This is a genomic window from Amycolatopsis sp. cmx-8-4 (genome assembly GCF_046548675.1).
GTDB lineage: Bacteria > Actinomycetota > Actinomycetes > Mycobacteriales > Pseudonocardiaceae > Amycolatopsis.
This window is the reverse complement of record NZ_JAEBDZ010000031.1, coordinates 12,149-32,501: the sequence shown is the minus strand read 5'-3', so window position 1 is coordinate 32,501 and position 20,353 is coordinate 12,149. Positions and strand designations below refer to the sequence as shown.

Here is a 20,353-nt window from a genome sequence, read left to right as displayed (position 1 = left end):
ACTTCGGGACAACACGGATACTGAACAGCCGTTTCGGTCGCCTGACAGAAACCGCCGACATGCACGTCTTCGTGCTCGCGAGCCTGACACAGCATCCTGCACCTGCCCGCCACAGGGCAGGCATGCTGCGGTCATCGACTCGGCATAATCGCCACAGTCGTTGACTTTTTTCCAGAATTGGTTAGTGTTCGTCCCAGCAAGGCAGACTCGTGCTCCACCCTGGGGAGGCGTGGAATCCCGCACGATCAGCCCAACACGTAGGGACATTCACGTGTTTCCACCATCCACACCGCGCCGGCCGCAGTTCGCACGCGGACCGCCCACTACGGACACAACAGTAGTACATCGTCACGCGCCCGGCGCTGCTTCGTACTTCTCGATCAGCGACCTCCACATCCGGCCACACGCGGCCGACCTTGTAGCCCATGACGTCTCCGCTCAGCCCACTTAGCGCATCCCTGGCTGCAGCACGAGGCACATCCATCAGCCCACCTCACGTGACGCTGATCGGACTTTCCCCTTTCCAATCAAGGAGAAACCTCGATGCACAGCCGTCTTTGGCATGCCCTCGCCGCGACCGCGGCCCTACTAGCCTCCACCGCGGCCACCGCCGTCGCAGCACCCGACACCGCCGCCGACGTCACCGGCGACCGCGCGCCGATCGCCGGGAGCACCCCGGCCTGGGCCACCCCGCACACCGAAGTCGCCCGCAGCAACGGAAACACCGTCCGCCACATCCAGGTCGCCCTGGCCCTGCGCGACCAGCCCGGCACCGAACACCTCGCCGCGCAACTGGCGACGCCGAGCAGCGCCGAGCACGGGAAGTTCCTGACCTCGAAAGCATTCCTCGACCGATTCGCCCCCACACAGGACGCCGTCGACCAGGTGTCGCAGTGGCTCGGCTCGCAGGGCCTGCACGTGACCAGCGTCAGCGCCAACCGCCACTTCGTCGACGCCGAAGCGCCCACCACCGCACTGGAGTCGGCGTTCGGGATCAGGATCGCCGCGTTCCGGACCCGCGTCGACGGCGCCACCCGCACGCTCACGGCCCCGGCGTCGCCGGTCACGGTGCCGACCTCGCTGCGTGCCTCGATCACCGCCGTGCTCGGCCTGGATGACAGCGCCGCCCTGCTCAAGCCCCAGCACACCCGCCCGGCCGCCGCGGCGGCGGAGCAGCACTGCGCGCGGTGGTGGGGTGAGCAGACCAACACCGACGTCCCGCAGAAGTACCCGGCCGGTTCCCAGTCCAACTCGTTGTGCGGCTACACCGGTACCCAGGTCCGCGCGATGTACAGGCTGGACAACGACAACACCGGCGCCGGCACCACGATCGGCGTGGTCGGTGCCTACAACTCCGACACCGTCGTGGCGGACACCAACAAGGCCGCCGCCCAGCTCGGTGTGCCGCCGCTGGCGGACGGGCAGTACAGCGCGGTCCTGCCGCAGGGCGGGTTCACCGACGCGACCGAGTGCGGCGCCGACGGGTGGGCCGCCGAGCAGACCTTGGATGTGCAGGCTTCCCACACGATGGCCCCGAGCGCGAAGATTCGTTACTACGCCGGGAGGACCTGCATGGGAACCGGGATCTACGACGCGTTCAACCAGGCCGTGACCGACAACGCCGTGGACGTGATCAGCAACAGCTACGGCAACGCCGACGGCGAAGCCAGCTTGCCGCAGGCAGCGCGGGATCAGTTCAACAGCATGGCGTTGCAGGCGGCGATCCAGGGCCAGACCATCACCGTGTCCACCGGCGACGCCGGCAACAACTCCGGCCCCGTCGGCCACGCAACCGCCAGTTTCCCGTCCTCGAGCCCGTGGGTCGTGGCGGTCGGGGGCACCAGCGTCGGCCTGGACCAGAACAACCAGCCGAAGGTGCTGACCGGGTGGGAGAACAGCGGCAACACCCAGACCGGCACCTTGTGGGCACCGCAGCAGGACGCCGATGGTCCATTCGCCTCCGGTGCCGGCGGTGGAACTTCCGCGCTGTATGACGCGCCGGACTGGCAGGCCGGGGTCGTCCCCGGCAGCGGTGGGAAGCGGGCTGTGCCGGACATCGCGGCGCTGGCTGACTCCTACACCGGGATGCTGGTCGGGCGGACCATCCGCGGCCAGTTCGGCATCGGCTCCTACGGCGGCACCTCGCTGGCCTCGCCGCTGATCGCCGGGCTCGTCGCCGACGCCCAGCAGGCCCGCTCCGGCACCGCCCGCGCCGGCCTGCTCACCCCCATCCTCTACAGCTTGAAGGAGTCGGGCGCGATCACGGACGTCGTACCGCAGAAGGCGGGAGTCTGGACGCCGATGATGCACGCCTTCGGCGGCGTCGCCGTCCCCGGCGGGCAGGGCAGCTACCTGATCGACTTCGACGCCCGCCCGCAGAACCTGCAAAGCGCCCCCGGTTGGGACAACGTCACCGGCCTCGGCACCCCCGACAGCGGCTTCATCTCCGCGCTGTCCCAGTAACCACAACCTCTTTCGCGGTAGGCCCGTTCGACAGCGGGCGGGCCTACCGCGGCCTCCATCGACCTTGAGGAAGGACTCGTCATGTCCGAGATGCCACCACCGGCACCGAACCGGTGGCGGGTGCTCGCGCTCTGGCTGGCCGGGATCGCGCTCGTCGGCACCGCCGGCGCGCTGCTCGCACCATCCCCGACAGCACCCGGCACAGCGCGCGGCACCGACCCGGTCGAGCTGGGAGTCGAACTGGACGCCCCGGTTGTCGCGGCCCGCGTTGTACCGAATCTGACCGGGCTGCCCGAGGCCAGCACCTTCGGCACCGTCCCGGCCGCTCCGCAGGACGCTACGGCGGAAGAGGCACCGGACGGGCAGCTCGTGCACCCGACCACCCCGGTGCCGGTGTTCGACCAGCCCGGTGGCGCGGCCATCGCGGTCCTGCCGACCACCCAGCTGGGATCTGATACGTGGCTGCCGGTGATCGCGGCGGAACCGGGCTGGGTGCAAGTGCTGCTGCCCTCGCGGCCCAACGGCTCCACCGGCTGGCTGTCCACCCAGGACAACACGCTCACGATCCGGTCGACGACCGACCGGATCGTCATCGACCGGGCCGCGTTCCGGCTCACGCTCTACCGCGACCACCAGCAGATCGGCACCTGGGACGTCGGCGTCGGCACTGCCGCCGCGCCGACCCCGGCCGGGCGGACGTTCGTGCTCGCCGCAATGACCGACGCGAAACAGAAGTTCAGCCCGATCATCTTCCCGCTCGGGATCCACTCGGCCACGTTTTCCACCTACGGCGGTGGGCCTGGGACCACGGGCATCCACGGCTGGCCCAACACCGACGTGTTCGGCCGCCCGTCCAGCGACGGATGCATCCGCGTCCCCGCCGACGCCCTCGCCACGTTCACCAACCCGGCCGATCCCGTGCCCATCGGCACCCCGGTCCTCATCCGCTAGCCCAACTACACCAACACTTCTGGAGAAGTCAGCCATGAACACCACTCGTACCGTCCTCGCCGCCGCAGGAGCCGGCGCGCTCCTCATCGGCACCCTCACCTCCAGCTGCACCCCGGCGACCGCGGCGCCGCCGGCCCTCGCGGCCGCCGCGGTGACCTCGACGGCCACCGGGATCTCGGTCTCCGGCGGCGAGCACCTCTCGGCCCGGCCGAGCGTGTCCAGCAGCGGCGCGATCAAGACCGCCGGCGGCTCGGTGTCCACGCCGAGCGGCGCGGTCGTGGCCAGCGGCATCAGCCTGCAGGCCGGCGCCGGATTCGCCGAAGCCCGCGTCACCTCCGTGCGGGTCGGCGGGACCACGGTCGGGCCGTTCACCGCGACCTGCCGCAACGGCGCCATCACCACCAGCGCCCCCAAGGGCGGCAGCGGCAACCTCAAGGTCACCGGCGGCGGCAACGGCACAGGCGGGGTCATCACCGTCACCACCAGCACCCCCTCCACCCACACCAACGGAACCGGCGGACCAACATCGGCCAAGCCGACCGCGAGCACGGCGATCACCGTGATGGTGGCGACGGTCAGCTGCGGCGCCGGAACCCCGCCGCCGACCGGCAACCCGCCTACCGGCACCCGCCAGGCCCCGACGCACAAGCCCGGGGCACCGGGGACACCGCGGCCAGACGTGCCGGGCCAGCGGCACCAACAGGGCGACAACCCGGGCGACCGGACCGCGCCCAAACCGCAACCGAAACCCGGCCACGTCGCCGTCACCGGCTGACCACCACCAGACCGCGCGGGCCCGCGCCCCCACCTCAACCCTCCAACGCGGGCCCGCGCACCCCCTTCCGCTCCCACGTCCCCGCCGGGCGCCCCTCCCCACGCCCGCACCACCACAACAAACCATCCGAATCACCCACTAGGGGAGAGCTCCATGTCCACACTCGTTTTCAGCCGCGCCAGCTCCGACTACCCCGACACCGCCACGCCCTCCGAAGACGACCGCGCCGTGCATTTCGTCGGTTCGCTGCCCGCCGTCCTCACCGGCGACCACCGCGCGACGATGCAGTGGTTTCTTGACCACAGCGCCGACACGTCGTTGACTGGTCTGCCGTGTGATCCGGACCCGCGGTGGATCATCGACTGGCTCGACGGCCTCGCCGCCGTCGACGCCCTCGAACCCGTCCGCACCGGCCACTCCGCCGACTACGACGACATGCCGACCTACCGCCTCAAGCGCGACCGCTGGCTCGAATCCGAGGACCTATCCCTCGGCCGCGCCGACCACACCAACGCCGCCATGGCCGCCCGCACCCAGCTACACGACGACCGGGACTTTCCGCCGCACCAGGTGTCGATCCCGAACCCCTACGACCTGTCGCTGTTCACCTTCGGCAGCCCCGGCGCTGCGATCACGCACCTGCCGGTATTCCGCCAAGCCGTGCTCGACGACGTCCACACCATCCACCGCCAGCACGGCAACCAGGTCGTCTTCCAGCTCGAGACCCCTGCGGTGCTGGCCACGCTGGACCGCACCCCACGGCCCTTGTGGCCTGCGGCCGTGCGGGCGCTGGCCAAACAGGTCGCCCGCGTCGTCGCCGACGGCCCGCGCGACGCGACGTGGCGGATCCATCTCTGCCACGGCGACCTCGGCCACCAGCCGCTGTTCGCCCTGACCGACCTCGTGCCCGCGGTGCAGTTCCTCAACGCGCTCCACAAGCAGCTGCACCGGCTGCGGATTCCGATGCCAGCCGTGCACATCCCGATGTGTACCGGCATCGACGCGCCCTCGGTGGACACGCGGTTCTACCGGGCGCTGCGGCATCTGCGCCGCGACATCGACGTCATTGCCGGACTAGTCGACGAAACCCACCCCAAGGACTCCCGCGCCGCCCTCGGGCTGGTCGAGACCGAACTGGACCGGCCGGTGCTGGCGGTCGCCGCAGCGTGCGGGCACGGGCGGCGGCTCGTGCCGGATGCCGTCGCCAACGCCGCGCTCGCCTGCAAGCTCGCCCACCACACCACTGACACCCCCGCCCGCTGAATCTCTCCTGGAAGGACTGTCGAGATGGACACCACGACCACGCCGTTGCCGTCAGCTGCGGGGAATCTGGCCGATGAAGACGAGACGCTCACCCCGATCCTGCGCGCCGGGGTCGTGCCCACGCGCGCGCTTTCCGGCGGCCGGATGCACCTGCCCGGCGCCACCACCCTCGCACCGCAACGTCACGACACCACCGAAACTGCGATCGCGATCGTCAGCGGCCACGTCGCGGTGCTTTCCGGCAACGCGATGCAGCCGTTCCATCCGCATGCCGGCGACATGATCTACGTCCCCGTGACGCTGCCGTATGCGGTGGTCAACCTCAGCAACAACGCCTCCGTCCTCGCACTGATCTTCCGCACCGACCCCGGCTTCAACACCGACATCCATCGCATGCCGGAGCTCGACCAGGCCGCCCGCGACCAGATCCCCGAGCTGCGCCGCGCCCACCACAAGGCCTTGCTCACCCGACGCAACGGCCGCGCCCGCCGAACCTGATCCCTCTCACCCTCCGTCCCAGCACTCACGCCACCTACCGGACCGTCCGGCGCCTCCCCGTCACCTGGCGTGCCAACCCACCCGCTCGACCGGGGAGACCCCATGCGCACCTTGATCACCGACACCACCCGCGACCTACTCGACAACCCGCCACCCGGCGGAGCGATCACACTCGACGAAATCGCCGCCTGTACTGGCATCACGACCCATCGCCTACGGGCCTACTACCGCTCAGTCGACGCCATCGTCACCGACGTCACGTCCGGCTCGACCGAGCCCACCCGGGAAGGACGGTGCTGACGATGCGCTGGAAGAACATGCACCTTCGCGGTGTCGGAGCCGCGCTCGGCGACCTCGTCGCCGTCGAGAACCTCGAGACCACGCGGACACTGCACGAGGCGACCAGCCAGCGCGCGGTGTCGATCGCATCGGACAGCAGCGGGATGGATTTGGCCGTGCGGGCCGGTCGTAACGCACTTGCCAGCATGGCAATGACCACCATCGGCCCGCTGCCCGTTCCTGACCTGCACTTCCATGCCGCGATCTGGCGGGGCAGCCGCGGCATCGACTTCTGGTCCCGCGCCGCCTACGTCCGCACCCGCCTCGGTCTGCCCGCCGGCCGCGGTATCGCCAGCGAGCTCAACGCTATGAGAACAGCCTCGTCGGCGGTATCGACATCTCCGCCCGCGTCCTGGCCGGCAGCCCCGATCTGGACACTGTCCTGCTCACCGGCGGTGAAACCTTCGGCCCACCTGCCTTCGACCACCTCACCGCCGACCACGGCATCGCCTACGGCGACGGCGGCTCCGCCCTCATCCTCGGCCGCCACCCCGGCCTCGCCCACATCCTCGCCACCAGCTCCTACACCGACCCCACCCTCGAACAACTCCACCGCGGCAACCACCGGTTCCTCCCCGCCGGCACCACCGAACTCGGGATCGAACGCATCCGCGAACGCAAACGCCAATACACCGACGCTGTCGGCGCGGCCTCGGTCACCCGCCGCAATCACGACGGGGTCCGCGCCGTCATGGACGAGGCGCTCCGCGACGCCGGCCTGCAGCTCGACCAGCTGCGCTGGATCCTGCTGCCGCACTATGGACGGCACCTGCTCGACACCCAGTGCCTGCAACCGCTCGGCATCACCGCCGAGCGCACCCTCTGCCGGGCCGGCGACCAATGGGGCCACATTGGCCCCAACGACCAGATCGTCGGCCTCGCTCACCTGCTCACGCGCGGCGCGGTGGTCCCTGGCGACCACGTCGCGTTGCTCGGCATCGGTATCGGCATGACCTGGACCGCCGCGGTTCTCCGCATCGACGCGGTGCCGCTGAGCCTGGGTGTTCTCGCCCCGCCCTTGCGCTGGCCCTGGCGCGCGCCGGCCGACGCGCAGCGTTGACCAGCGCCTAGCCCGTCACGCCGAGCTCCCGAGGACTCCCATGCCAGACACCTACCTGCCGTCGCGCCTCGACCAGGCACTCTTCGGTGCGCCGTTCATCGTCATCGACGCCGACAACCACGCGCACACGATCACCCACCATCTCGACGACGCCGTCACCATCCTCACCACCGACGACGCGGCCCGAGCCATTGTCGGCACGCTCCGGCAGCCCCTCCTTGCCATCGATATCGACCCCGAAGACACCGGCGCCGGAGCCGATGCAGGCGAGGTCGTCGCCGAACAGCTGCTTCTTTGGGCCGATCGCTACGGCCTGCCTTGGCTCCGGCGCGCTTCTGGCCGCCCCGGGCACACGCACATCGTCATCAAGACGCCGCCGTGCCTGCGCGAGGAACTACAGTGCGTCGTCACCACGGTCGCGACCCGGCAAAACGTTTCCGCCACCGTCCGCTCGACCCTCCGGCTCACGTCCTCGCCGCATCGACACGAGCTGCCCAGCCCGATCCTGAGCTGCACGTTGACGACGAGCGACGTGCCGGATCTCGGCACGCCCAGGGCCTTGCGGGTTATACGACCGGCACGTCGACGCGACGCTTCGGGCGTCAGCAGGTCCGAACGCGAGTACGGCCACGCCCTCGCGCTCGCCCGCGCCGGCCACGCCACAGCGCACGCCTGGGCATTCGCCGACCTCGCCGGGACCAAGGCCCGCGAGATCGGACGGCAAGCCTGGCGGCGCTGGTTTTGGGCGCCCGCCACCACGATCGCCGCCGCCGAGCGCGGCCTCGCCGAGCAGCAGGCGTGGGACCTCTTCCGCCAGGCGTCCCCGACGCAGGCCGCCTACTTCGGGCGAGATGCCTGGCACCGCCTCCGCTGGTTACCCGCGCTTCGCGAGGCGGCCGAAAGCAGGCCGCGGCGACGACGCATTGGACCACCTCAAGCCGGCGACCACCAGAACGAACCGTCACCTCGTCAGCTACGACACGTCGGTGCCATGCTTCAGGCGGCCGTGGACAGACAGCTGGCGCGCGGAGCCAGCACGGCGCTGCGCACCGGCACGATCGCCGGCGTACGGATCAGTAGCTTGCGTGCAGTTCTCGACGCGTTCGCGCACGCCGTCCTCACGACACGAGGCTCCATCTCAATTCGCCACTGGGCCGAGCGCGCCGGTCTCGACCCGAAGACCGTCCGCCGAGCACGAGACGCCGCACTCGAATTGGGCATCCTTAAACGGGTGCACCACTACACCGGAGGAGAAACCGACTGTGACGCCTTCGTCGTGACCGAAGGCGCCGCTGTCGCTCCTGACGGGGAATTAACTTCCCCCACTCTGTACACCCCCAGCGTCGGCCAAGCCAATGCCTTCCGCCTCAAGAACCAGCATCAAGAGGATCGACTTCAATGGCATCACCGCGTGATGAGACCGAGCTCACGAACGCGAGAAGGTCTCAATGAATCCGCGCATAGCGCAGACAATGACAATGACCAGTGCCCCCACACCTCCGCCTGCCACAAAACAGATTATTGTCTCCACGTCGAGCTAGCCCGTCGATCCGCCAAACATATCAGTGTGGCGCATTTACCACACCTAATTGAATATTCGAACTTGACCATCCTCACAGCGACACGTGAGCGACGTCGGATCCATTCGGATTTGACGTGCACCCTCCCCCTATATCAATCGCCTACAGCGGGAGGAAGTAATGGACAACCAGTCTTCTCAGGATCAAGGACTAACCCCAGCACAGCGATCCATGCGGGCACGCATCGCAGCACACACTTCTTGGTCACGCACCGACGATCGGACGCAGCGAACGGCGCCGGCACGCCAAGCTGCCCTGGCCAGATTCGAACGCCTGGTGGACCCGGACGGCGTCCTGGATGAAGCAGCCCGGAAGCAGCGCGCAGATGCAGCAAAGAGAGCACACTTTCAGCGCCTGGCGCTACTCAGCTCCCGCGCACGCCGCAGGGGATCCGGAAACTGAGGCGACCTCATGGAAGACAACCCCGCTCAGTGGCGTCGCCGGGCAGCCTGCCGCGACCGCGCCGACCTGGACTGGCACTGCACCGACCCAGACGAACTCGCGGCGTGCCGCAACATTTGCGCCCGCTGTGAAGTTCGAGATCCTTGCTTGTCCCTGGCCCTGTCCAATCACGATCCATGGGGGATGTGGGGTGGACTCTCTCCTGACGAACGTGAGCAGATAGCGGGTTGCGAAGGCGTCCGAATCTTGCCGTCTCATGGAACAAATCCTCGGTACAGCAAACACCGCTGCAGGTGCACCTTGTGCCGCACTGCTCACTCAGCCTACGAGCGGAACCGTCGAGGCCAGACACGGATCCGCGACTGAAAGTCAGCATCCACCAGCAGAAATCCCCTTTACTAAACGGTGTCCTCCAGTGTCAGCACAGGCATCCGACTAGACTTCAAAACCCGACGTGTTATGCTTCTACACGAACTGGAAAAACACCGGTGAGCACAGCGTTCGGGTCCCAGATACTGGGGGTCAAGGGGTCGCAGGTTCGAATCCTGTCAGCCCGACCGGATCGGCCACCTTTACGCAGGTAGAGGTGGCCTTTTTTCATGTCCGAAACGACCAAGTCGGCCGACGGCGGTCGAGGGGCGTAGGTCGAGCCCGGCCCGTCGGGGTGTCCGCTCAGGGGCAGGTTGAGGCCGGTCAACTAGACTCTCTGGCTTCGCATGACATGGGAGCACTGGTGACGAACGACGAAACCTTTGATTACGACATCGCTGTGTCGTTCGCCGGCGAGGATCGGGAGCTCGTGAGAGCAGTCGTGACTCAGCTCAAGGAATACGACATCAGAGTCTTCTTCGACGAAGACAGTACTTCCGAGATGTGGGGCGAGAACCTTGTCGACTTCCTCCAAGCGATCTACGGGCGCCGTGCGCGGTATGCCGTTCTCTTCGTCTCCCAGCACTATGTCAGCAAGAAGTGGACCGGCTACGAGCGACAGGCCGCGCAGGACCGTGCGTTTCAACAGAGTGCGCCCTACATCCTTCCGGTGCGCATCGACGACGCAGAGCTTCCTGGACTGCATTCCACCATCGGCTACGTGGATGCGGAATTCGCGGGGGTTCAGGGGATCGTGGACGCCATCGTGCGCAAACTCGGCGATCGAACCCAGGCTCGACCACCGAAGTACGACGGCCGAGCGCCGCGAACGCCCGAAGCCATTGCCATCGTGCTGAGCGAACGTCCACCGGGATGGGAATACCTTCTCTACGGCGGCATGTTGCACCAGGGCATCGCCGATCTGGCGGACAAGTACCGGGACCACGTCATCGAGTTCGCACCACACAACGGCACAGTGGTCGATGACGAGGAGGGACTGACCCTGCTGAGCACCAAACTGACCTCTGTCGCAACGATCGTCTCCAACATCGACCGCGTTCTTTCTCCTGAAGCGCAGGTCGCCGCATTCGGTGAGCCCGGGGAACCCGGCGACCCGGAGCGGATCATCCACCTGGCAAGCCGGTTGACCAGCATCTACGGCGAGCTTCTCGACTGGTCCGCCGACCTCCGCGCGATCGGTATCGCTGATGACTCGTTGCGTCGAGCCGCAAACGCCGAAGCCCGACTAGCCGACGATCCGATCCGGAAAATCCGTCAACTGGTCCAGATCTACATGCACGGACTCGACGGGATTTCAGCACAACTGCTCAACGGAGAAGATGTAAACCTCACGTTCAGCCTCAAAATCGATCTGGATGAGTCTGCGATGGACGAATTCAGCAGCGCACGAGACGCGTACTTCGCCACGCTAAGGCAACGAGACGATCGCTGAGAGCCGAACATCGGGCCACGGCAGGGTAGATCCGATTCCGCCGAACAGGCGATGGACAACCAGCCCGTCATTCACCTCCCGAGAAACGTTCCCAGGCTGACTGACGGGTCATGCCCAGCGCCGAACCGATCTGCGTCCAGGTGCCGCCCAGGGAGCGCGCTTTGCGGACCCACGCCGTCAGGCTTTGCTGTACCTGGGCGCCTGAAGAGGCAACCGGGGCCAGGCGGGACAGGACCTCCTCCAGCGTCAGCTCCTGGTCCCACGGGGCCACCCTCGGCATCGACGTCGGCTTGCCTTCGATCACCGCGGCGCACAACGAGACGCAGCCGTCGCAGATGAAGACTCCGGGGCCGCTCACCAGGGTTTCCACCTCGGTGTTCGGGCGGGCGCAGAACGAGCAGTGGGCCAAGACCGCAGCCGTCATCAGGTCTCCTCGGGCGAAAGCCAACGTGTCAGGTTGAACCTTACGCGCGTCAGGCGTGGCCTGACAAGGTCAGCGAACCGAGGAACGACGACGTCCAGCCCGAGAGTTCCTCCAGGCGGGACATCAAGCCCTCGATCTCCGCCCAGCGGCGGTGTTCACGCTCGAGATCCGGGACCAGGCAGTCGCCTACCAGGAGCAGCAATGTGGCGATCTCGTACGCGACGTCCGCCAGCTGCAAGAACGGGCGGTACTCCGGCTCCGTTCCCGTGCCGTGGCATGCGGCCCACGAGCGGGCTCCGAGGCCGGTGACACGGCAGGTTTCCTCGATCGTCGCGCGCAGGGAAGAGCGGCGGGACGTCGGCGACGGTTCCAGCAGCGGGGCTATGTTCCAGGCCACCGACAGCAGGCAGCACCCCGCGTCGTCCATCGAGTTGTTCATCACGCGACGTACTTTGCGCAGCTACCGGCACACTCAAGCCGTTGCGACGCGCGTTGTCACCCCATCGTGTGGGAAGTTGACCCGGCCGTGAGCATCGGGATCGAGATGAAGTCCGCCAGTGCTTGCTGGCCAGCTGCGTTCGCGTGGATTCCGTCTCCGTTGTCGTACGCCGGGTTGATGCTGTTCGGCTTCAGGGGGTCCTTCAGGACCTCGTCGAAGTCGAGGATTCCCGTGCACAGGCCACCACAGTTGTTCCAGCGTTCCACGAACAGCGCGATCTCGTGGCGGTCGAGGTTGTTCTTGTCGCTGTAGCCCGGACGCGGGGTGCTCGGGGTGACGTACACCGCGATGCCCGCCGCGCGGAGGCGGGCGAAGACCGCTCGGTAGCTGTCCAGGACCGCCGTCGCGTCGCAGCCGTACGCCAGGTCGTTCGTTCCGTAGTAGTAGATCACCGACTTGACGCCGTGCAGGGCCAGGACGTCTCGGTCCAGGCGGCTCGCCGCGTCCAGGCCGACTACACCCGGCGGGATGCTCGGGCACGTAGGAGCGCTCGTCGTGCCCGAGACTCCCGCGTTGGCGACGGCTAGGCCCGAAGAAGCGGCTCGACGCGCGAGGTCGTCCGTCCAGCGGCGGTCGGCGCCCAGCTGGGTGCAGCCGGGGCCGCAGTTCGTGCTGCCGATTCCGTCGACCACCGAGCTGCCGAACGGGACCACCGTGCCCTTCAGCGCCGTGTTGTGCACGTCCACCGCGCTCACCACGTACGTCGAGCCCACCGTCTGGGCGAACGCCGAGCCGCCGGGGTCGCCGGCGTGGTCTCCGGCACCAGTAGCGGTCAAGTAGTTGTCTCGCAGCGCCGCGCCGTGGCGGCCGACCACCGCCGAACCCGGCACCGAAAAACTCACGGCCAGGTTCGTGTCCGGGCGGGTGGTCAGGCGCAGCTCGTCGCTCCACGCCTCTCCCCCGGCCGGGATGGTGACGGCACGGGCGCCCGCGAAGGTGAGATCCCGAGGCTCGGTCACCGCCGCGCCGCCCGCGCTCACGCCCGCTGTGGCGTGGCCCACCGACAGCGGGCCCGTGCCGAACGTGTTCTGCAGGCGGACGCGGATCGCGTCGCCGCCCTGGCTCAGGTGCGTGATCATCCGCACGGACTGCGTGTTCACCGAGGTGTCCGCGCGGCCGTCCTGCGACTGGGCCCACGAGGTGAACCACGCCTGCCCGGCTCCCGCGGCGACCGGCGCCGCCGCGAACGCCAGGGCCGAAACCGCCGCCAGAACCGCCACCTTGCCGCGCACAGGTACCTCCGTAGTCCACAAAGGACGAAACGAAAACCGTGACAGTACCGAGAATAGGGAGCCGCCCCCGCGCGGACAACAGCGCGGGGGCGATCCTGTCTGGTCTTGTCAGCCGGCGGCGCGCTCGATCAGGTCGGCGATCGCGACGGGCTGGGACGCCAGCGACGCGTGCCCGGACTCGAGCTCGATCGTCTCGCGGGCGCCGATGCGGGCGGCCATGCGGCGCTGGTTGTCCGGGGCGATCATCCGGTCCTGGGCCGAAACCTGGTACCAGGACGGCTTCCGCTTCCACGCCGGGTCCGTCACCGGGTCGCCGAACGTCGAGCCGACCGGCGCCTTCTGCGTGACGGCCATGACCCGCGCCTCGTCCTCGGGCAGGTCCTGGCAGAAGCTCTCGTGGAACTTGTCCTGCGCGATCCACAGGTAGCCGTCGGAGTCCGGCGCGATGTTCGCGCCGCCCGGGGCGTCGTGGCCTTCGCTGACCGTCGCCAGGCTCTCCCCCGCGTCGGGCGCGAACGCCGCGACGTAGACCAGGCCGGTCACGTTCGGCAGCGTCCCGGCCTCGGTGATGACGGCGCCGCCATACGAGTGGCCGACCAGCAGCACCGGCCCGTCGACCTGCGCGACCATCTGCCGGGTGCGGGCCGCGTCGGCGGCCAGCGACGTCAGCGGGTTCTCGACCGCGTGGAGCGCCCCGAAACCGCGCTTGTCCAGCTCTCCGATGACCTTCGCCCAGTGCGCGGCGCCACCCCAGAAGCCGTGGACCAGCACCACCGTCGGCTTGGCAGACATGATGGGGTTTCCTCCTCGATCAGGCGCGCCGGGTCCGCTCGTGCGGACTCGCTCGCGCATACTGCCTTCGCAGCCTATGAGGAGGTTCGAGCAAGAACCATGGCCCAGAGACCGGAAAACTTTGCCGATTCACCGCCGCTGCCCGCGTACGGCGAGCAGGACGCGCTCTCCGACGTCCTGCAGGCCATCCACCTGCAGGGCGGCGACGTGCGCCGGCACACGGACGTCGTCGAGCGCTATCCCACCGGGACGCGGTCGCTGCACCTCGTGGGGACGGGGCGGGTCCGCCTCGAAGTCGAGGGCGAGGCGCCGGTCGAGCTGAACCACGGCGACATGGCGCTGCTCGCCCGCGGTGACGCGCACGTCGTCCGCCCGATGGCGGTCGCGGACTGGGTGACCGGCGAGTTCCTCGTCGAAACCGTGGTCGCCGCGCCGCTGCTCGGTGTCCTCCCCGCGGCGATCGTGATCCGCGGCGACGCCGGGACGGCGGCGTGGCTCCCGCTGAGCCGGGATCTGCTCCTCTCCGAGGTCACCCGGCCCGAGCCCGGCGCCCGCGTGATGGTGTCGCGGCTGCTCGACCTGCTCTTCATCCGAGCTGCGGACGTGGGCGGCCTCCGGCGACGCGGCGCACCCCGGCTGGCTGACCGCGGCGATGGACCCGGCGCTCGGGCCCGCGCTCACCGCGATCCACCGCGACCCCGGACGTGACTGGCCGGTCGACGAGCTGGCCCGGCTGACGTCGCTGTCGCGCTCGGCCTTCGCCGCCCGCTTCGCCGAGTCCGTCGGCGAGCCGCCCGGCGCGTACGTCCAGCGGCGACGGCTGGACCACGCGGCACGCCTGCTGCGCTCAACGGGCGAACCGGTGGGGCGGATCGCGGCCCGCGTCGGCTACGCCTCGGAGGCCGCGTTCAGCCGGGCCTTCTCCCGCGCGTACGGGAGTTCGCCTCGGGCCTGGCGCGGCGCCGCGGGTTCCGGTTCGATGGACCGATGAGCAAGGTGAAACTGCGGGCCGTGCGCGACACCGCGAAGCCGGACGGAGCCCTCTTCGGCGAACCCTACGAGACGCCGGACGGGACGACGGTCGTCCCGGTGAGCAACCCGGTCGGCGTGTTCGTGATCCACGACGGCCACGTCAAGTGGGAAGCCGCGGTCGACACGACCCGCGTCCTCCTGATCGGGGCGATGACCGGCCTGATGGCCGCGACGCTCGGCACCCTCGCCGTGCTGCGCAAGCCGCCGTGGCCGGACGTCGTCATCCGGAAGACGCGCTAGGCCGCTTTCGCCGCCTGGCCCTTCGCCAGCGCTTGGACGCGGCCGATCGGGCCGTTGTAGTAGTTCTGGTCGCCCGGCAGGCCGCCGCCGCGGGCGAACTGCCAGATGCTCTGCTTGTCCCAGCCGGCCGGGAGCTCGCCGACGTCCGCGCCGTACCGGGCCAGCCACAGCGGGTTCGTGTCCCCGAACCCGTTCGCGTTGCCGGTGCAGGTCTTCCACCACGCCGTGCTGGTGTAGATCAGCGCGCTGCGGTGCGCTTTCGCGAGGTAGGTGCGGGTGAAGTCGGCGATCCAGGCCGTCATGTCGGCCGGGTTCTTGCCGTAACAGACGTCGCCGTACGGGTTGTACTCGATGTCCAGGGCGCCCGGCAGCGTCGTGCCGTCGCCCCGCCAGCCGCCGCCGTTCGCGATGAAGTAGTCCGCCTGCGCCGCGCCGCTGGAGACGTCGGGGCGGGCGAAGTGGTACGCGCCGCGGATCAGGCCCGCGGCGTGCGCGCCGTCGTACTGCTGGGTGTACTGCGGGTTGACGAACCCGGTGCCCTCGGTCGCCTTGACGTAGGTGAACTTCGCACCGCCGGCGGTCGCGGCGCCCCAGTCGACCGGGCCCTGGTGGCCGCTCACGTCGTGCCCGAGGGTCTGGTCGGCGACGTCCGCGCGGGAGGTGAGCGGGCTCCCGTGGACGCCTTCGTGCGCTTCGATCTGCGTGCCCGCGAAGTTCGTGTCCGCGTGCGAGTAGTCGGGAGCGGCCTGCGCCGGTGGCACGACGACCACCGACGCGAACGCCGCGAGCGCGCCCGCCCCGGCCAGCTTCGCCAGGGGTCCGGGAACGGTTCGGCTCATCTGGGCTCCGATCTCGGTACGGCCGTACGGTGCTGAACCCATGCTGCACGCCCGTACCGGTCCCCGCGAGGCGTCTGTCACCCGTCGGAGTGATCTCGGTCCTCAGAGCTCGGTCGTGATGATGGCCTCCACCAGGACTTCTCCGGTCTGGGTCAATTCCACTTTCCCTGCCTCGGAATCCAGCCGGACGAGGCCGCGATCGGCCAGGGAACGGAACTTCCCGAGCCACGGTTCGGCGAACAGCGAACGCCCGGGGAAGCGTGCAGCGTGCAGCGAGTCCCGCAACGGCTGCAACGTCGTCAGCGCCATCTTCGCCGCCCGCGCCTCCTGTGCCTCGGGCGTGAACCGCGTCGCCGACCCCAGCGGGATCCGGCCGGCTTCCACCGTTTCGATGTAGCGCTTGGAGTTGACGTCGGTGATCGCCTCCGACGCGCGGCAGCTCGAACTGCCGCCGAGGCCGATCGCGACCTCGGCCTCCTGCTTCTCCTGGTCGACCATGATGGACTTCCACTTCTCCGGCCCGAGGCCGTCGCGGGCGAAGTACATCGTGGGGTGCTCGGTGTAGTTGGCCGCGCGCAGGCCGTCGGTGAGCAGTTCGCGCATCTGGTACTGCTCGCCGAGCGTCGGCCAGCGGTGGCCGTCGCGCACCAGCTTGTCCCGGTAGGACGGCAGCTGCCACGCGGCGGGCTTCTCCCCCGTGACGCCGGTGCGGGTGTCGCTGTAGGAGGCCAGGTGCAGCTTGGTGCACACGACGGCGGTGATCTCGTTCTCCAGCACGACGTCCAGGTCCCGGCGGACGCTGTCGAGGGTCTGGTCGAGCAGGCCGTACATCAGGTCGATGCTGACCCACTCGAAGCCGAGGCGCTGCGCGTTGCGGACGAAGTCGACGCACATCCGCGCCGAGTGCTCGCGCCCGCACAGCTCGAGCACGTGGTCGTCGAACGACTGGACGCCGCTGGACAGCTTGGTGCAGCCCAGGTCCCGCAGCAGCTCGAGCTTCGCCGGCGTGAACGTGCTGGGATCGCCTTCGAACCGGATGGTCGTGTCCGAGGTGAACCCGAACTCCTCCCGGTAGAAGTCCAGCAGCCGGCGGATCTCCGGCTCGGGCAGCAGCGACGGCGTCCCGCCGAAGACGTTGAACTCGCCGACCTCCGCGCCCGCCAGGTTCGAGACGGCGTCCAGCCACATGCGCGCTTCGCGGATGTTCAGGTCGACCCAGTGCTTCGCCTTCTCGTACGTGACTTCGGGTTTGCCCTTCACCAGCACCACCGGGTACTGGCAGAACCGGCAGCGGTAGGCGCAGGTCGGGATGTAGGACCACAGGTGGATCGGGGCGCTCGACGCCAGTTGCGCGTCCAGGTCCCGCAGGAAGTCCGCGGGCGCGTAGCCGGGAACGTTGCCCGGGAACACGTGCGCCCCGAACGGATCCTCCTGCACGTAGTCGAGCAGGTGCCGGTTTTCGGGCGCCTCCAGGACGTCGAGCACCGCGGGGCGCGGCCACGCGGGGTCGAGACCGTGCAGTGAGCCGATCGCCTCTTCGTAGGCGAGTGTCATCAGAACACCCCTCCGTTGCCGAAGTAGTTGTGGGCCTCTCCGGACTCGCGGTCCTCGCAGTAGTAGTGGACGAACTCCGCGAACCGCTCCGGCGGAACGTCCGCGAAACACGGTGGCAGCGGTGGCGGGACGCCGATGTCCTCGCCGACGTGCTTGCGCAGGCACGCGAACAGCTCGTCGGCGAACTCGAGGTACAGCCGGTAGGACGGCGTCTTGTACGCGTGGATCGGCGTGAAGTCGACGACGCGCATCTCGTCGCGGATCTCGGCGATCCGCGCGCCCAGCCGCGCGGCCAGGTCCGCGCCGAAGAACCCGATGACGGCGTCGTCCTCCAGCAGGGCCGGGGTCAGCAGCACCGGCAGGATGGTGTTCTTCGGCGTGAAGTCCTTGATGGAGAACTCCCACGCCTGCAAGGCTTCCGCCTCGGTGAGGTCGGCTCCCGTCGCGGGCGAGGAAGGGCGGATGTCGCGCATGACGATGGTGCCGCCGGAGCCGTACGCGCGGCCGGCGATGACCTCGTCGATGGCGTGGTCGACGCGACGCGGGTTGATCTCGACGCGCGAGCGCGGCGCGTACGTGATCGCGTCACCCCCGCCGGCGACCTTGATCCCGAAGTCCCAGTCGTCGGAGAGGTGGCTGACGAACTTGCCGTCCTGCAGCTGGTAGAAGATCTCGATGCCGCCGGCGCGCTCGTAGGCGTCGCGTTCGACGGCGAAGCCCTTGCCGTCGGGGAACCCGCCGAACAGCGAGAACGTGACGGCGCGGCAGCGCAGCGTCCGCTGGATCGCGTCCCAGAGCCGCGGCCGGCCGGTGAAGTGGTCCGCGTTGTAGTAGTAGTCGCAGACGCCGATCGAGGCCTTGGTCGTCTCCATCGCGTCCAGGAGCTCGCTCAGCCAGTGCGCGTCCACCTGGCAGTCGGCATCGGCGGAGACCAGGTAGAACCGCTGCGCCGGATCGGTGTCGGGCCGGTTCCGGCTGCGGGCGGCGGCGAAGTCCATGCCCGCGCGGCGCGCGCACGAGACGCCCTGCTCGGGTTCGTGGATCACGTGGACCGCCAGGTCCGGGTGTCCGGCCGCGAACTCGCGGGCCAGCGCGACGGTGTCGTCGGTCGAGTTGTTGTCGACCAGGACGACTTCGTAGCTGTCCTTGTCCAGCGCCTGCTGGTCGTACAGCGTCCGCAGAACCGAGCGCAGGTTCGCCGCCTCGTTGTACACCGGTAGCACGACGCTCAGCCGCGTCCCGGCGCCCATCGGCGGCGGGTACAGCCGGTCGACCAGGTCGTCGACGACCTGGGTGCCGAAGCGCGCCCGCCCGAGTTCCTGGTTCACCCGCACCACTTCCGCTCGTTTCCCCTCGTCGGTGATCAGTTCGGCCACTTCGCGGGCGAACCCCGCGTCCGGCAGGTCGCGGGCCCGGATGTCCAGCACCGGTGCCCGGAACCCCTTGCTGCCGTAAACGGCGTTATACAGCTCGTACCCGCTGGTCACGTACGGCGTCCCGGAGGCGATCGCCTCGCTGACCGGGTTGCCGTAGCTCTCGTAGTCGTAGGAGGTCAGGAAGGACACGACGCTCGCGTGCGCCAGGAGGTCCCGGACGGAGTAGCGGCCGGGCGCGGTGGTGTCGTACGGCGTCAGCCAGCCGCCGAAGACGACGCGGTCGCGCACCCCGAGCCGGTCCGCCAGCCGGGTGAGGTGGACGTACTCCGCGGGCGATTCCTCGACGTCGCCGGCCACGAACAGCCACGCGTCCGGCAGCAGCGCGAGCAGGTGCAGGTCCCGGTCGACGCGCTTCTGCGGGATGATCCGCGTGATCCGGGCCAGCAGCGGGGCGTCCTCGGGGATCCCGTGGTCGCGTTTGAAGTCCGCGTTGCGCGCGTCGATCTCCGCGGTGGCGATGGGGAACGTGTTCGGCAGGACGTCGAGGTTACGCAGGCCCGGCACCCATTCGAGGGTCCGCGCCCGCGCTTGGTCGTGCAGCGCGAAGTAGTGGATGTACGGCGAGTTCCGCGGCGCCGGGGTCTCGCGGTACGGGAACCGGCCGTACTTGGCGATTCCCGGTTCGCTCTGCCACATCAGGTCGTGGTCGCGCCAGAACACGAACCGGCCGAGCCGGTGCCGCGCGCCGTAGCGGTCGATCGCGCGGTAGAGGGCCTCGGTGTAGGTCGGGTTCTCCGGCAGCGTGCCGTTCTCGACCATCACCATCGTGACGCCGAGGCGTTCCCAGGTGGCGGTCATCCGGTCGGCCAGCTCGCCGGCGATCCGGTCGATCTCCGGCCGCAGCGCCGCGCCGGCCTCCCGCTGGACGACCTCGGTGAGCACCCGCTCGACGAACGACCGGTCGTACCCGCGGACCTGCTCGACGCCGTCGATCCGGTCGAGGACGACCCAGTCCGGCAGCAGCCCGGCCTCGTCACGGTAGGGCCGGAAGAACGCGCCCTTGCCGGCCTTGATGTCGTACCCGAGATCGAGGTGGACGCGGTGCCCGCGGGCGGAGAGCCGGCCCGCCGTCTTGAGGAACTCGACCACCACCCCGGACAGCGGAGTTCCGTCGAAGGACACGCCCCAGAGCACTGACATCGATGACGGACT

Annotated in this window: 21 protein-coding genes; 13 read left to right on the top strand and 8 right to left on the bottom strand. The window is 69.0% G+C overall.

What is annotated here, in order from left to right:
• Window positions 1-543: 543 nt before the first annotated feature.
• The 6 genes from ACLJQZ_RS40685 to ACLJQZ_RS40660 all read left to right on the top strand — a co-directional run bounded on the left by ACLJQZ_RS40685 (window position 544) and on the right by ACLJQZ_RS40660 (window position 6,250).
• Window positions 544-2,463 (top strand): protease pro-enzyme activation domain-containing protein, encoded by a 1,920-nt coding sequence (locus tag ACLJQZ_RS40685; RefSeq protein ID WP_410626162.1) that lies wholly within the window; start codon window positions 544-546, stop codon window positions 2,461-2,463.
• Window positions 2,464-2,544: 81 nt separating this feature from the next.
• Window positions 2,545-3,414, top strand: coding sequence for a L,D-transpeptidase (locus ACLJQZ_RS40680; protein ID WP_410626160.1), 870 nt, complete (start codon window positions 2,545-2,547; stop codon window positions 3,412-3,414).
• A 34-nt stretch (window positions 3,415-3,448) separates the two neighbouring features.
• The gene (locus tag ACLJQZ_RS40675) at window positions 3,449-4,189 is read left to right on the top strand and encodes a hypothetical protein (RefSeq protein ID WP_410626158.1); all 741 of its coding nucleotides are present in this window, start codon (window positions 3,449-3,451) and stop codon (window positions 4,187-4,189) included.
• A 153-nt stretch (window positions 4,190-4,342) separates the two neighbouring features.
• The gene (locus tag ACLJQZ_RS40670; protein ID WP_410626156.1) at window positions 4,343-5,452 is read left to right on the top strand and encodes a hypothetical protein; all 1,110 of its coding nucleotides are present in this window, start codon (window positions 4,343-4,345) and stop codon (window positions 5,450-5,452) included.
• A gap of 24 nt (window positions 5,453-5,476) precedes the next feature.
• Complete coding sequence (locus tag ACLJQZ_RS40665; RefSeq protein ID WP_410626154.1) at window positions 5,477-5,950, top strand: hypothetical protein; 474 nt, start codon at window positions 5,477-5,479, stop codon at window positions 5,948-5,950.
• A 102-nt stretch (window positions 5,951-6,052) separates the two neighbouring features.
• Window positions 6,053-6,250 (top strand): hypothetical protein, encoded by a 198-nt coding sequence (locus tag ACLJQZ_RS40660; RefSeq protein ID WP_410626152.1) that lies wholly within the window; start codon window positions 6,053-6,055, stop codon window positions 6,248-6,250.
• Window positions 6,251-6,536: 286 nt separating this feature from the next.
• Here the strand turns inward: ACLJQZ_RS40660 and ACLJQZ_RS40655 are convergent, their stop codons facing one another.
• Window positions 6,537-6,917, bottom strand: a complete 381-nt coding sequence (locus ACLJQZ_RS40655) for a hypothetical protein (protein ID WP_410626151.1) — start codon at window positions 6,915-6,917, stop codon at window positions 6,537-6,539.
• 63 nt (window positions 6,918-6,980) lie between these two features.
• Here ACLJQZ_RS40655 and ACLJQZ_RS40650 point away from each other — a divergent pair, with 63 nt between their 5' ends.
• The 4 genes from ACLJQZ_RS40650 to ACLJQZ_RS40635 all read left to right on the top strand — a co-directional run bounded on the left by ACLJQZ_RS40650 (window position 6,981) and on the right by ACLJQZ_RS40635 (window position 11,153).
• The gene (locus tag ACLJQZ_RS40650) at window positions 6,981-7,349 is read left to right on the top strand and encodes a 3-oxoacyl-[acyl-carrier-protein] synthase III C-terminal domain-containing protein (RefSeq protein WP_410626149.1); all 369 of its coding nucleotides are present in this window, start codon (window positions 6,981-6,983) and stop codon (window positions 7,347-7,349) included.
• A gap of 40 nt (window positions 7,350-7,389) precedes the next feature.
• The gene (locus ACLJQZ_RS40645) at window positions 7,390-9,231 is read left to right on the top strand and encodes a hypothetical protein (protein WP_410626147.1); all 1,842 of its coding nucleotides are present in this window, start codon (window positions 7,390-7,392) and stop codon (window positions 9,229-9,231) included.
• Between the two features lie 109 nt (window positions 9,232-9,340).
• Window positions 9,341-9,697, top strand: a complete 357-nt coding sequence (locus tag ACLJQZ_RS40640) for a WhiB family transcriptional regulator (protein ID WP_410626145.1) — start codon at window positions 9,341-9,343, stop codon at window positions 9,695-9,697.
• A gap of 367 nt (window positions 9,698-10,064) precedes the next feature.
• Window positions 10,065-11,153 (top strand): toll/interleukin-1 receptor domain-containing protein, encoded by a 1,089-nt coding sequence (locus ACLJQZ_RS40635; protein WP_410626143.1) that lies wholly within the window; start codon window positions 10,065-10,067, stop codon window positions 11,151-11,153.
• A 67-nt stretch (window positions 11,154-11,220) separates the two neighbouring features.
• Here ACLJQZ_RS40635 and ACLJQZ_RS40630 read toward each other — a convergent pair whose 3' ends face one another.
• The 4 genes from ACLJQZ_RS40630 to ACLJQZ_RS40615 all read right to left on the bottom strand — a co-directional run bounded on the left by ACLJQZ_RS40630 (window position 11,221) and on the right by ACLJQZ_RS40615 (window position 14,100).
• Window positions 11,221-11,577, bottom strand: coding sequence for a ClpX C4-type zinc finger protein (locus ACLJQZ_RS40630; protein ID WP_410626141.1), 357 nt, complete (start codon window positions 11,575-11,577; stop codon window positions 11,221-11,223).
• Between the two features lie 49 nt (window positions 11,578-11,626).
• Complete coding sequence (locus ACLJQZ_RS40625; RefSeq protein WP_410626275.1) at window positions 11,627-12,016, bottom strand: hypothetical protein; 390 nt, start codon at window positions 12,014-12,016, stop codon at window positions 11,627-11,629.
• Window positions 12,017-12,072: 56 nt separating this feature from the next.
• A complete protein-coding gene (locus ACLJQZ_RS40620; protein WP_410626139.1) occupies window positions 12,073-13,308 on the bottom strand; it encodes a GDSL-type esterase/lipase family protein in 1,236 nt (411 codons plus the stop codon).
• 108 nt (window positions 13,309-13,416) lie between these two features.
• Entirely contained in the window at window positions 13,417-14,100 is a 684-nt protein-coding gene (locus ACLJQZ_RS40615) for an alpha/beta hydrolase (RefSeq protein WP_326953116.1), read from the bottom strand.
• 99 nt (window positions 14,101-14,199) lie between these two features.
• Between ACLJQZ_RS40615 and ACLJQZ_RS40610 the strand changes: the two genes are divergently transcribed.
• From ACLJQZ_RS40610 to ACLJQZ_RS40600, 3 genes are read left to right on the top strand one after another with little or no spacing between them, the layout of a single operon-like run.
• Window positions 14,200-14,808: a cupin domain-containing protein gene (locus ACLJQZ_RS40610; RefSeq protein ID WP_410626137.1), complete on the top strand. Its 609-nt coding sequence runs from the start codon at window positions 14,200-14,202 to the stop codon at window positions 14,806-14,808.
• Window positions 14,753-15,091 carry a helix-turn-helix domain-containing protein gene (locus ACLJQZ_RS40605; RefSeq protein WP_410626135.1) on the top strand — a complete coding sequence of 113 codons (339 nt, stop codon included), beginning with the start codon at window positions 14,753-14,755 and terminating at the stop codon, window positions 15,089-15,091. Before ACLJQZ_RS40610 ends, ACLJQZ_RS40605 begins: the two co-directional genes overlap by 56 nt.
• On the top strand, window positions 15,088-15,372 hold the full coding sequence (locus ACLJQZ_RS40600) for a hypothetical protein (protein ID WP_410626134.1): 285 nt from the start codon (window positions 15,088-15,090) through the stop codon (window positions 15,370-15,372). Before ACLJQZ_RS40605 ends, ACLJQZ_RS40600 begins: the two co-directional genes overlap by 4 nt.
• On the opposite strand, the gene ACLJQZ_RS40595 is transcribed toward ACLJQZ_RS40600, so the two are convergent.
• The 3 genes from ACLJQZ_RS40595 to ACLJQZ_RS40585 form a co-directional block, all read right to left on the bottom strand.
• A complete protein-coding gene (locus ACLJQZ_RS40595; RefSeq protein ID WP_410626132.1) occupies window positions 15,369-16,211 on the bottom strand; it encodes a lysozyme in 843 nt (280 codons plus the stop codon). The genes ACLJQZ_RS40600 and ACLJQZ_RS40595 overlap by 4 nt on opposite strands.
• Window positions 16,212-16,313: 102 nt before the next feature.
• Window positions 16,314-17,765 carry a radical SAM protein gene (locus ACLJQZ_RS40590; RefSeq protein ID WP_410626130.1) on the bottom strand — a complete coding sequence of 484 codons (1,452 nt, stop codon included), beginning with the start codon at window positions 17,763-17,765 and terminating at the stop codon, window positions 16,314-16,316.
• Window positions 17,765-20,341: a glycosyltransferase gene (locus tag ACLJQZ_RS40585; protein WP_410626128.1), complete on the bottom strand. Its 2,577-nt coding sequence runs from the start codon at window positions 20,339-20,341 to the stop codon at window positions 17,765-17,767. Before ACLJQZ_RS40585 ends, ACLJQZ_RS40590 begins: the two co-directional genes overlap by 1 nt.
• Between the last annotated feature and the right edge of the window lie 12 nt (window positions 20,342-20,353).